General features: G+C 69.3%; 12 protein-coding genes. 2 read left to right on the forward strand and 10 right to left on the reverse strand.

Annotated elements, in window-relative coordinates:
- Positions 1-7 precede the first annotated feature (7 nt).
- The 4 genes from ACFWHU_RS03900 to ACFWHU_RS03915 form a co-directional block, all read right to left on the reverse strand.
- Entirely contained in the window at positions 8-865 is an 858-nt protein-coding gene (locus ACFWHU_RS03900) for a geranyl diphosphate 2-C-methyltransferase (protein ID WP_387223718.1), read from the reverse strand.
- A gap of 43 nt (positions 866-908) precedes the next feature.
- Positions 909-2,135, reverse strand: coding sequence for a family 2 encapsulin nanocompartment cargo protein terpene cyclase (locus ACFWHU_RS03905; RefSeq protein ID WP_387223720.1), 1,227 nt, complete (start codon positions 2,133-2,135; stop codon positions 909-911).
- Between the two features lie 100 nt (positions 2,136-2,235).
- A complete protein-coding gene (locus tag ACFWHU_RS03910) occupies positions 2,236-3,651 on the reverse strand; it encodes a family 2B encapsulin nanocompartment shell protein (protein ID WP_387223722.1) in 1,416 nt (471 codons plus the stop codon).
- 201 nt (positions 3,652-3,852) lie between these two features.
- Complete coding sequence (locus ACFWHU_RS03915; protein WP_385798091.1) at positions 3,853-4,773, reverse strand: trypsin-like serine peptidase; 921 nt, start codon at positions 4,771-4,773, stop codon at positions 3,853-3,855.
- Between the two features lie 391 nt (positions 4,774-5,164).
- Here ACFWHU_RS03915 and ACFWHU_RS03920 point away from each other — a divergent pair, with 391 nt between their 5' ends.
- On the forward strand, positions 5,165-6,796 hold the full coding sequence (locus ACFWHU_RS03920; protein WP_387223724.1) for a hypothetical protein: 1,632 nt from the start codon (positions 5,165-5,167) through the stop codon (positions 6,794-6,796).
- Positions 6,797-6,817: 21 nt separating this feature from the next.
- On the opposite strand, the gene ACFWHU_RS03925 is transcribed toward ACFWHU_RS03920, so the two are convergent.
- The gene (locus tag ACFWHU_RS03925) at positions 6,818-7,261 is read right to left on the reverse strand and encodes a hypothetical protein (protein WP_387223726.1); all 444 of its coding nucleotides are present in this window, start codon (positions 7,259-7,261) and stop codon (positions 6,818-6,820) included.
- A gap of 278 nt (positions 7,262-7,539) precedes the next feature.
- Between ACFWHU_RS03925 and ACFWHU_RS03930 the strand changes: the two genes are divergently transcribed.
- Entirely contained in the window at positions 7,540-8,577 is a 1,038-nt protein-coding gene (locus ACFWHU_RS03930; RefSeq protein WP_385798097.1) for an NlpC/P60 family protein, read from the forward strand.
- Here ACFWHU_RS03930 and ACFWHU_RS03935 read toward each other — a convergent pair.
- The 5 genes from ACFWHU_RS03935 to ACFWHU_RS03955 form a co-directional block, all read right to left on the reverse strand.
- On the reverse strand, positions 8,574-9,476 hold the full coding sequence (locus ACFWHU_RS03935; RefSeq protein ID WP_387223728.1) for a M56 family metallopeptidase: 903 nt from the start codon (positions 9,474-9,476) through the stop codon (positions 8,574-8,576). The genes ACFWHU_RS03930 and ACFWHU_RS03935 overlap by 4 nt on opposite strands.
- A complete protein-coding gene (locus tag ACFWHU_RS03940) occupies positions 9,473-9,841 on the reverse strand; it encodes a BlaI/MecI/CopY family transcriptional regulator (protein ID WP_385798101.1) in 369 nt (122 codons plus the stop codon). Before ACFWHU_RS03940 ends, ACFWHU_RS03935 begins: the two co-directional genes overlap by 4 nt.
- A 109-nt stretch (positions 9,842-9,950) precedes the next feature.
- Positions 9,951-10,610 (reverse strand): DsbA family protein, encoded by a 660-nt coding sequence (locus tag ACFWHU_RS03945; protein WP_387223730.1) that lies wholly within the window; start codon positions 10,608-10,610, stop codon positions 9,951-9,953.
- Between the two features lie 43 nt (positions 10,611-10,653).
- A complete protein-coding gene (locus tag ACFWHU_RS03950) occupies positions 10,654-11,016 on the reverse strand; it encodes a copper resistance protein CopC (protein WP_387223732.1) in 363 nt (120 codons plus the stop codon).
- A gap of 77 nt (positions 11,017-11,093) precedes the next feature.
- On the reverse strand, positions 11,094-11,711 hold the full coding sequence (locus ACFWHU_RS03955) for a hypothetical protein (RefSeq protein ID WP_387223734.1): 618 nt from the start codon (positions 11,709-11,711) through the stop codon (positions 11,094-11,096).
- Positions 11,712-11,757 lie beyond the last annotated feature (46 nt).

Genomic DNA, 11,757 nt, shown 5'->3' on the forward strand with positions numbered 1-11,757 from the left:
GCGGGGGTCAGACCTTGTCCGCCGCGATCAGCAGATACTGGAAGCTGCCGTCGTTGTACGCGTCCAGGAAGGCCTTCTCGATGCCGGTGGCCAGCGGAGACTGGGCGCGCAGTTCCCAGTAGGGGATGGTCGCCGCGGTCAGGTCGACGACGCTGACGGGGACGAGGCGGTTGGCGGCCATCTCCTTGAAGTACTTGCTGCGGGGATGAATGCTGCAGATGTAGTGGGCGTTGATCTCGCTGACGGCGCGGGACGGCAGTCCGTACGCGTCGTTGTAGCAGCCGGTGATGGTGACGTAGCGGCCACCGTGCTTGAGGAGCCTGGCGTATTCGGGGAACAGGAGGGCCAGGTCCACGTACATGGTGCTCTCGTTGTTCCAGATGGCCTGGAACGTGTCGCTCTCGAAACCGGTGTGCAGCATGTTCTTGAGGTGGAAGCGGACCTTGTCCGCCACGCCGCGTTCCTCGGCCTGACCGTTGGCGAAGGCGACCTGGGTCTCGGAGATGGAGACGCCGTCGACCTGACAGCCGAAGCGGCTGTGGGCGACGAAACTGCTGCCGCCGCGCCCCGAGCCGGAGTCCATGAGGCGGTCGGCCGGGGTGACGTCGCCGAGGTGGCTCATCAGCAGATCGGCCTGGGCGCACTCCAGGCGATGCAGCTCGGCCGTGAGGCGCTCCTGCCGGGTCTCCTCGGGGCCGTCGAGTGCGGACCGGTCCACGTCACCGATGCCGTAGTGGTGGTGGTAGATGCCGTCGACCTCGCCGAGGCGGAGGTTGACGGGGTTCCGCTCCTGGTTCCAGTAATTGGCGACGGACTTCTGGTAGAGGCTGCGCAGGGGGTGGGCGGTGGTGTTCTGAATGGTCATGGACATCTCCTTCATAAGGGTTTTACGGGTTTACGGGGCGGCATCACGGCGCGGTCTGATACCGCGGGCTGGTCGCGTGCCACTGTTTGCTGCCGCCCATCCACGCCCACAGCCCCGCCAGATATCGGCGCAGTTGAGGGGAGCCGGCCGCCGCCAGAACGGCGCAGTCGGCCTCGACGGTGTGCATGAGTTCGTCGTGGATGGCCGCCGTGCGGTCGACTGCTTCTTGTAGTGAGCAGTTGTCCTCGGTGGCGATGAGATTGGGCAGGTTGGTGTCGCCGGGATCTTCCTTGGCCATCGAATAGACGTCGTTGAGAAGGACGTTGGCCATGCCCGCGTAGAGGTACGTACGGCGCACGGTGGGGTCGGCGAACTCATGGGCGGGCAGTTCGTAACCGCCGACCGGGTCGATCAGCACCATGCAGGGGTAGAAGGCGTTCTCGTAGCGGTGCAGCAGGTACTCCCACACCGCGGGCCTGCGTCCGCTGTTGCGCCATTCGGCTTCCTGCCCGTATCCGACGAACATGACGGCGAGTTCGTGGCGCAGACGTGCCATCTGAGTGGTGCTGGCGATCTGGGACAGGTGGGCGAGGCTGGACCGGAAGGCGCGCAGGACGGGTTGTTGCCCTACGAGTTCCTCGAACTGTGCGAGGTAGCGGGCGGGGAGTCGGACGGGGTCGACCACCGCGTGGGTCATCGCGAGGCGGGAGCCCAGGAGTTCCGGTTCCGTGTCGTCGCCCTCGTCGACCCAGTGGTCGTCCACGGACCATTCCGCGAGTCCGCAGCGGGCGGCGGCCATCAGGCGGTCGGGGTCGTCGCAGTCGGGATGGGCGAGCATGAACAGGTGCCCGAACTGGTGTGAGCGCAGGCGTTCGAGGCGCCCGGTGAAGATCCCGATCTCCTCGGCCCAGTCGACCAGACGGTTGTTGACCTCCTCGCCGAGGGCGGGGTCGTCACGCAGGGCGTCGGGGCAGTACAGGGGCGGGATGCGCACTGCCGTGTCGCCACTGGTGTCGGTACCCGTGCCCGAGTCCGTCCGCCCGTCCGCGTTCCGATCGGCCGGTTGATCCTTTTCGTCCGACGGGCCGAGGGAGTGAAAGGCACGGGCGGCGGCGGTACCCAGCCCCGCGGGGCCGGCCAGCAGGCGTTCGAGTGCCGGGGAAGGCGGCGGAGCCGGTAAGGCTCGGCCGGTGGGGAGGACCGGTGGACGAGCGGGCGGTGGCCCGTGCCACGCCGACGGGGGGCCGTCGGCCCCGCTGGTTCGGGTCATGCGTGAGGTGCCTTTCGGACGGGGGCAGTTTGGCGCGCCCGCTGACGGCCCAGGGGTGTGCGGGCCGGGGCGGGGCAGGGTGGGGCGCAGGGGGCTGGTGTCAGTGCCAGCGGCCGACTTCGACGTTCTCCAGGATGCCGAGAGCGTCGGGAACGAGAATCGCGGCGGAGTAGTGGGCGGTGACGAGGTAGGAGATGATCGCCTGCTCGTCGATGCCCGTGAACCGCACCGAAAGGCTCGGCTGGATCTCGTCCGGGATGCCCGTCTGCCGCAGCCCGATCACGCCCTGGTCGTCCTCCCCCGTACGCATGCACATGATCGAGGTCGTACGGGCCTCGCTGACGGGGATCTTCCCGCACGGATAGATCGGCACGCCGCGCCAGGAAGGGACCCGGTGACCGTCGACGTCCACCGGCTCCATGAGCAGGCCGCGTCTGTTGCACTCGCGGCCGAAGGCGGCAATGGCGCGGGGGTGGGCGAGGAAGAACTTGCTGCCGCGCCGGCGCGAGAGGAGTTCGTCCATGTCGTCGGGGGTGGGAGCCCCGTCGTGGGGCTGGATGCGCTGCGCGTAGTCGCAGTTGCCGAGCAGCCCGAACTCCTTGTTGTTGACGAGCTCGTACTCCTGGCGCTCGCGCAACGCCTCGAGGGTCAGGCGGAGTTGCTGCTCGGTCTGGTTCATCGGATCGTTGAAGAGGTCCGCGACACGGCTGTGAACCTTCAGGACCGTCTGTGCGATGGAGAGCCCGTACTCGCGCGGTTCGGGCTCGTAGTCGACATAGGTGTGCGGGACGAGCGGCTCACCCACGTGTCCGGCCGAGAGGTCGATCGCGGCCTCGCCGTACGCGTTGGTGCGCTGCCTCGGGAGCGCCGCGCCGGCGCTCAGATGGCTTCGCAGGGAGTCACCGCGTGCCGCGACGTTGTCGACGTCCTCGCGGGAGAGCACCAGCACCGTGCAGGCTGTGGTGGCTCGGAACGCGCAGTCCCAGGACGCGTCCGTGCCGGTCAGAGACTCGTCACCGAAGTAGGCGCCGTCGGCCAGGACGTCCAGACCGGTGTCCTCGCCGTAGGGCCCGGTGCCGACCTTGTCGACGCGGCCGTGCGCCAGCAGGAAGACGCGGTCCTTCACGTCGCCGGCCCGGACCAGCACCGCACCCGGCGCGAATTCGACCTGCTCACACCGCCCGGCCAGCTCGCCGAGCACCGCCTCGTCGCCGTAGTCCCTGAGCGCGGGCAGCTCCCGCAACCCGGCCGGGACGACCGAGACCCGTCCGCCGGTCTGCACGAACGTCACGCGCCCGTCCCCCACGGCGTAACTCAACCGCCGGTTCACCCGGTACGTGCCGCCCCGCACATCCACCCACGGCAGCATCCTCATCAGCCACCGCGACGAGGTCTCCTGCATCTGCGGGACGGACTTCGCGATCGTCGCCAGATTCCGCGCGGCGGCCGTCGCCAGACTCTGCTGCTGCCCGGACGCCTGCGCCAGTACGGCTTCCCGGTCGGCTTCAACGGTCATATGTGATCCTCAGCCCTCCTGTAGGTACGCCGAATTACCCTCCCTCCTGCCTACTTCACCTGTCATCACACGAAAGGACGTGAATGCCCTGACGGCGGACGGGGTACCCAGCCAGCAGTGACGTTTCTCCGCACAAATGTCCACAGCGGCAACTCACCGGCTGCCTCCGTGAGGCCGCCCCGGAGCCGGCTGTGGACCCGGTCAGCTGTTCTGGGCCTTGTCGTAGACCTTCTTGGCCGTGGCTCCCAGGACCTCTCCGTACATCTTGGTGGGGGTCAGGGCGTCCAGCGACGCGTTGACCGAGACCAGGACGCCCTTGCCGGTCTTGGTGTCGAAGTCGGCCAGCCACGGGCCGCCGCTGGAGCCGCCGGTCATGTCGCAGGGGATCGCCTGCATGCCGATCTCCTTCTTCGTCTTACCGACGCAGCGCAGCAGTTCCTCGCCGAGCTGCGGGCGGGTGGCGGAGTAGCCGAGGGCGGAGACGGTGCCGCCGACAGCGCGGTTGAAGGCGATGGGCTGGCCGCCCACGACGTCGGTGAGCTTCTTGCCGTTCTTGTCCGCGTCCACGACCAGCGCGGCCACGTCGTTGGTCGAGTCCGTCTCCCAGGTGCGCGGGGTCGCGACGGTGCGGACCGCGAAGGTGCCGTGCGGCTTCTTGCCCTTGTTGTAACCGGGGACGAACACCATCGTGGTGTTGGTGTTGCCGGGCGAGGAGCCCAGCCGCACGCAGTGGGCGGCGGTCAGCGCGGCGGAGCGGTTGGCGCTCTTGACGGCGGTGGCCGTGCACCAGGTGTCGGCGCCCCTCGAGTTGACGAAGAAGAGCCGCCCCACGGTCTTCGGAGCGGTACCCCGATACGGCTTCGCCTTCGGCCCGGTCGGACCGAGGTCAACGGACTTCCCAACCGCCTTGATGCGGGCGGGAGTCCAGTAGGCGAGGGCTTCCCGGCGCTCCTTGGCGGTGTACTTCATGACGGAGACCGGGTCGGCCGAGGCGCCGAGGGTCCGACCGGCCACGGCCGTCGCCGGGATCGGGGCGGCGAGGACAAGAGCCGTACCGGTCACGACGAGTCCCGTGGCCCTGCCACGAAGGCGCCGGATCACGGAAGTGGAGGTCTCGGACATGGCAGGTGTCTCCTCGGCTGGTGCGGTCGGCTGACGGTGGGTCGCGGTCCGCCCGGCAAGAGCGCGGAAGGCGCCTGCACGGTTCACGCTGTCGATGATCTGTGACACAAGTGCGGGACGGCGGGACGGTGAACACGATGCGCGATCGGCATCGCAACGCTTCGGCCTCGGCTTCGGCCTCGGCCTCGGCCTCGGCTTCGGCTTCGGCTTCGGCTTCGGCTTCGGCTTCGGCTTCGGGACGGTCGTACGACTTCTGGGTCCCCACCTGCCGATTTGGGCCCGGAGTATGGGCCTTCGGACCCTGCTCGTGGGCCGGGTGTCGTCGTTACAGTGCGATTCCCGGCGGGTGTACGGCCCCCGGTGACCGGAGCCGGCCACGACGAGGTGACACGTGCAAGGCAGCGACGGAGTACGCCGACGCGTACGAACGAGCGCGGGACAGACGGCGGTTGAGTACCTCGGGACGCTGGGGGTCGTCGCCCTCGTGGCCGGCGCGATCGTCGCCACCAATATCGGGGGCGACATCGCCGGCTACGCACACGAACATGTCTGCCGCATCGTGGAGATGGGGCGCGGCACCGACTGCGGCGGCAACGGCTCCGCCGACGAACACCGGCCCGATCCCGACGAACCCGTCAAGCCTGCCACCGCCCCCGGTGAAGAACCCCGAGTGACCGGTGACGTGCCCGGTGACGTTCTCGATGACGTGCCCGGCGGCGAATCCGACCGTGAATCCGACGACGACGTCGGGAACGCGCTTCCCAGCCTCTGCTTCGAGCCGCGGGAACGGGCGTCCAACTCGTCGATCTCCGTTCCGGGCAACGGCCCCCTCAGCAAGGCCGCCGCCTGGGGGTACTCGTACCTCGTCAACCTTGTCATCGACAAGATCGACAACGAGAAGAACAAGGAGAAGCGGGTCCAGCTGGCGCTCGCGGACCTCGCCTACTGCCTCCCCGACCACAACATCGTCATCGCGCAGCCCCACGAGGGCAATCTTCAGCAGATGGACGGTGCGGCCCTGATCGAGACCGTCGAGATCAGCGGTTCGACGTACCGCGTCTACGCGTTCAGGACCGGCACGTTCACCTGGGCCGACGACGCCGACCTCGGCTGGAAGAACCGCGGGTTCCACGGCGTCTTCGACGTCAGCGAGGACCGCCGCACCGTCACGTTCCAGGAGCCGCCACGCCCCAAGCGGAAGGAGGGCTGGAAGCCCGGCGACGAGGGCTGCCAGGTCGAGGGGCAGGAACTGCCCGACCGGAGCAGGTACTACAACACCTACTCCCCGCTGAACAACGAAGCCTCGACCCAGTCGGTCCGGATGCTCGTGAACGACATGCGCCGCTGCTTCCCCGACTACAACGTGGTCGCGATGCACTCGGAGCAGTCGTCGCACTGGGTCCAGGAGCCGGATTCGTTCGTCCATCAGGGCAGGTACCGGCTGAATTCCAACGAATACCACGATGACGAGCAGGGGGACGACATCGCCTCCGGCCGGGCGGTGTTCGATGTCCACGTCTTCGACAAGGGCACGTTCAGCAATGACGGCGACGGCGGATACACCAACTGGGCCTTCTACGGGGAGTTCACCCGCGACGGCATGCAGGCGACGTTCGAACAGCCGGAACCCGCCGACCTGGACGCCGATTCCACCCCCACCGGAACGGGCACGGTCAACTTCAACGACGAGACGCCGAAGTACACGGACGGCGGGCCGTATCCGGGGACCGACTACTCCGGCGATGTGCCGGGCGACGACGGCGAACTGTCCCGATCGCTGATCGAGGAGTACGGCCGTGCATTCCCCGACACGAACATCATCGCGGTGAAGTCGTTCAACGACCTCTCCTTCACCGGAGTCTCCGGTCTGGAGCACCTGGCGGTGGTCGACGGTGTCGACGTGTTCTCCATCGACGAGGGAACCATCACCAACAACGGTGACGGTGGCTGGCAGAACTGGGGCTTCACCGGCACCTTCGAGCACGCCGAGGACACGAAGGAAGTGACCTTCAAACAACACTGAGGGTGCCCGCGGGCCCACCCGTCAACTCATGCCGCGGAGCGCTTCGACCTCGCCGCCGACCTTCGTGCGGAGCTTCTTGAGCAGTCGCGGCTCGGCACCGATGGCCCACTTCGGACCGACGAGGTAGGTACCGCCGTACATGCTCGCGGTGTCCAGCCACGTCAGTTTGAGTTTCTCCGTCGGGAAGGTCGTCACGATCCAGTTGCCCTCCGAGGTGACGCAGACGGCTTCACGGAGTTCCTCGGCGTCGGTGCGCATCTCCGCCGCGCAGCCCGTCATTGACGCGATCTTCTCGATGCTCGCGGGGGCGGGCGAGGGGACGGGCGTGGCAGTCGCCTTCCGGGGTGAGGGGCCCTCCTTGGCGGCCGGGTCCGCCGAGCATCCGATGGCCAGGGGCGCCAGGAGGAGGGACACGGCGAGCGCGGCCATGGTGGCGCGGGCGGGATGAGCGCGGGGTGCCGTCACCGGTGTTGCCTTCCTGCGGGCGGGGTGTGTGGGGAGGTACGTACCGGTGGGACGTGCCGTTCATCCCGTCGGTCATGCGCGCGGGCGCCTCGACGGACCAGGCTTGGAACCAAGCCACTAAGATGATTAGTATGCGTGATCGAGCCTTCGTGCGGCCGTTTCCACACCCGGATCGGCAGTGAAGGTGCCGCCAAATCCGCTGCGTCCGCGCGGAGTCGGAGGACAGCCGAGCTGTCCGTCGCGTCCGGCAGCGGCCGAGGAAGAAGGAGCTCGCCTCAGTGGCGTCCCACCGTCGTCCGAAGCAGCCGACCCCCGCGTACACGGGCGTGCTCACCGCCACCGCCGCCGCGGCAGTGGCGCTGTCGACCCAGTCGGCGTCCGCCGACCCGCTTCCCGACCCGAACAAGAAGGGCGTCCAGGCGCAGATCGACCGCCTGTACGAGGAGGCGACCCAGGCCACGGAGAAGTACAGCGGGGCGAAGGAGAAGGCCGGCAAGCTGGAGAAGCAGGTCGGCGATCTCCAGGACGCGGCGGCCCGCCGCCAGGACGGTCTCAACGAACTCCGCAACCAGCTCGGCTCGGTGGCCACCGCCCAGTACCGCAGCGGCGGGCTCGACCCCTCGGTGCAGCTGATGCTCTCCACGGACCCGGACAGCTATCTGGACAAGGCGTCCGACATGGAGCGGCTGAGCGACCGGCAGGCCGAGACGCTCAAGCAGTACCTGTCCCAGCAGCGCGCGCTTCAGCAGCAGCGGACTCGGGCCGGCGAGCAGCTGAAGGCGCTTCAGGACACCCGTAAGGAACTGGGGAGCAAGAAGAAGGAGATCCAGGGCAAGCTGGCGAAGGCCCAGACGCTCCTCAACTCGCTGACGGCCGAGGAGCGTGCCGAGCGGGCGGCCGAGGAGGAGCGGGTGAACCGCGACAGCGACCGCGTCGACCTCGGCAACGAGTCCAGCGCGTCACAGCGCGGCGCGGCGGCCTTCGCGGCGGCGAAGAGCCGGGTCGGCATGCCGTACGTATGGGGAGCGACCGGACCCAACTCCTTCGACTGCTCCGGGCTGACGTCCTGGGCGTTCCAGCAGGCCGGTGTCTCCATACCCCGTACGTCCCAGGCCCAGGCCAATGTCGGCACCCGGATCAACTCCCAGAGCGCGCTCAAGCCGGGCGACCTCATCATCATGCGCACCGACCTGAGCCATGTCGGCTTCTACGCCGGGAACGGCCAGATCCTCCACTCCCCCAAACCGGGCGCCCAGGTGCGCTACGAGTCGATCGCGCGCAGCGGCATGCCGTTCATGTGGGGCGTACGTCTCTAATACAGTCCCGGCGGGCAGGCGACCAGGAGGGGCAGCAGTGGCATCAGTGCGGCAGCCCCGGCCACCGTGGCCCGGAACGCGGGATGTGTACGCCGTGCGGGGGCCAGAATCCGGCGCAGCCGTATGTGCACCGTGCGTCCCCCCGCCGACAGCGCGCCCTTCGGGGCCGCGCCCGCCGAGGCCATCTCGAACATCGCGGTGACCAGCGTCCGTTGGGGATGGACGTGCAGGGCGCCGTCGTCGGCGGCCATCTCCAGCAGAAGAGGGATCTGCTGCCCCGCGTGCCGGGCCAGCGGCACTCCTCTGAACACGACGGCGAAGGACCGCGCCGCCGCGAGAAGCAGATGATGGCGGCCGGCGATGTGGACCCGTTCGTGCGCCACGACGGCGGCGATCTCGGCGTCGGAGAGCAGTTCGACGGCGCCGCTGCTCACCACGATCCTGGAACGGCGGCCCGGCAGGCAGTAGGCGGCCGGGGTCGCGTGATCGAGCACCGTGGCGCCCAGCCGCGCCGACGGCCGGCCCACCTTGTCGAGGATCTCGCGGTGCCGGGTACGAGCCGCGCGGGCGCGTAGTACGTGGTAGGTGAAGGCGGCCACCTGAGCCGCCGGCACGGCCACCGGGACGACGATGCCCAGACGCCGTACCGCGCCGACGTCCGGCGGGCCGACTCCCAGTGCCACGCCGCACGAATAGAGGATGCCGTGCAGATGGGCGCCCGGCGTCGCGAGGTGCAGTGCGCCGAGGGCGACACATACGGAGAACGAGACGGCGAGCGCGAACCACACGGCGGCGGCCAGCACCGGCGCCCGGTGCGGCCACCCGCTGCGCAGCATCACGCGCGGCGCGAGGACGCCCACGGCGGCGGCGTATCCGAGCAGCGCGGGAGCCGCGTTCACGGCTCGACGTCGCGGTTGACGGCCCGCAACGCCTCGCGCAGCGCGGCCACTTCGTCGTCCGACATGCGTTCCACGAAGTGGGCCAGCGCGGCCGGGCGGTCCTCGCTCGCTCCCAGCGCGTCCTCCATCAGGGCGGCCGAGTACGCCTCCCGGCTGCGCACCGGGGTGTAGAGCCATGCCTGGCCCTGCTTCTGCCTGGTCAGCCAGCCCTTGGTGTGGAGAATCGAAGCCACCGTCATGACGGTCGTGTAGGCGGCGGGGCGGCGCGTGTTGATGTCGTCGACCACCTCACGCACGGTGGCGGGCCTTCCCCACTTCCACAGACAGTCCATGATCTCGGCCTCCAGCTCCCCCAGCCACCGCACTTCCGCAGTTCCTTCCGCCAACTTCCGCGCCTTCGCCTACCTGGCCCATCGTAGGCGCGCGTCGGTGCGGGACCGGCACGCGGACGCTCACGCGGCCGGCCCCGCGCGTTCACCGGGCGAGCCGGGTCTCGATGAGATCCCTGAACTCGTCGTACGAGCCCGGTGTCGGGATCACGGCCCCGTCCACGACGAAGGTCGGGGTGCCTTGAACGCCGAGGCCCAGGCCGTCCTGCTGGTCGGCGCGGACCCGCGCGGCGGTCTCGGGATCGTCGACGGCCGAGTCGAACTCCGCCATGTCGAGGCCGAGTTCGTCCGCGTAACCGCGGAAGGTCGCCGCCTTGGACTCCCGCGCCTCGCCCCACTGCGCCTGGGTGTCGAAGAGCTTGCCGTACATCTCCTCGAACTTCCCCTGTCGCGCGGCGGCTTCGACGGCCCGTGCGGCGGTCTGGCTGTTGCGGTGGCCGGGCATCGGGAAGTAGCGGGCCACGAACGTGACGCGGTCCTTGTACTCCTCGCGGAGCCGTTCGACGACGGGATACATCGCCCCGCATCCCTCGCATTCGAAGTCGAGGAACTCCACGACGGTCAGTTCGCTGCGTTCGGGATCGGTCAGACGGTGGCTCGTAGCACGGACGGGCTTGGCATCGGTCGCGGGCTCGGCGTTGACGGCGCCGGAGGACGAACCGCCCGCGGAGAGGGCGAGCGCGACACTGAAGCCGATTGCGAGCACGGCCAGGAGCGCCGCCGCGACAAGGAAATGCTTCTTCATGAGTCCTCGGAGGTCTTGGGGGATCGGGCGGGGGGGCAGGGCTTCACCGGGTGTGCGGGGCGTCTTCCTCAGGGCCGGAACAGGCGTCGGCATCGGCACCAGGCGCCGGGGTCGCGGGCCCGGCAGCCGCCTCCTCGACGGTGTACCGGTACGAACCGGCGGCGCCCTGCTCACCGTCCGGTGCCGTGAGTGCGACCTTGGCGTACCGCGCGGTCATCGCGTCGCTGAAGGTCAGCTCGATGGTCTGCGGGGGCCGGCTCTCAAAAGCGGCTTCGGCAGGGCTGCCGGTGACAAGTTCGGTATGGGCGAACGCGGGCCGGGCGGCGAACAACAGCGGTGCCGCGGCCAGAGGTACGACGAGACGGCGTGCCGCCACGCGGGCGGCACTGCGGTTCACAGCGTGCATGAGGGAGTGCTCTCCGAAGGTCCCCGGCTCGGCCGGGACGGAAGCGGCGATGCCCGGCCGCCCCGTGGCTCTGCCCGTCAGGGCATGCGGGGACCGCCGACGGGCATCGGCCCGGTCAGCGAGTACAGGCCCGGTTCGAAAGACCCGGACCGACGACGCGGCGGCGCCCGGCCCGCCTTCGGCCCGGCCATCACCGTGGTCGCGGTCGGCCTCGATCCCTCACGCGAACGTGAGTCCGGACGCGGATCGTGCGCCGCATGCCGCGACGGCCGGACGAAGTGAAGGAGGCGCCGCAGAGCGGCGACCACCGGTTTGCTTTGCCACACGAGTCGTTCGGTGACGCCCAGCAGCCGCGCTGCGATCAGCAGCGTGACCAGTTGTCCGCCCACGAGGACTTCCGGTGACGGCCCCCCGGCGGGCCCGTGCTCGAACAGACCGCGAAGGCCGGCGGGATCGGCGACCGCGGCGCAGGCCCCCGGCAGGGAGTACGCGACGTGGTAAGCGAGTTGAGCCGCCGCCAGAGCGGCGAGCACCTGACTGTCGGACAGCCGGGACCCGGTCAGACACACAGCCGCGGGCACGCCCAGGCACGCCGTCGTGGCGAGCAGCATCCAGCCGGGCGCGTGACCCTGCGAAAGCGCGTGACACACCAGCGGGAGCAGTACGCAGAGCACCGTGATCGCACCGGCGGCCACTCCACGCAGCGTCCCACCAACCGCGAAAGCCACGCGCCGCGGGCCG

Source organism: Streptomyces sp. NPDC060366 (assembly GCF_042725135.1).
In the GTDB taxonomy this organism is placed as follows: domain Bacteria; phylum Actinomycetota; class Actinomycetes; order Streptomycetales; family Streptomycetaceae; genus Streptomyces.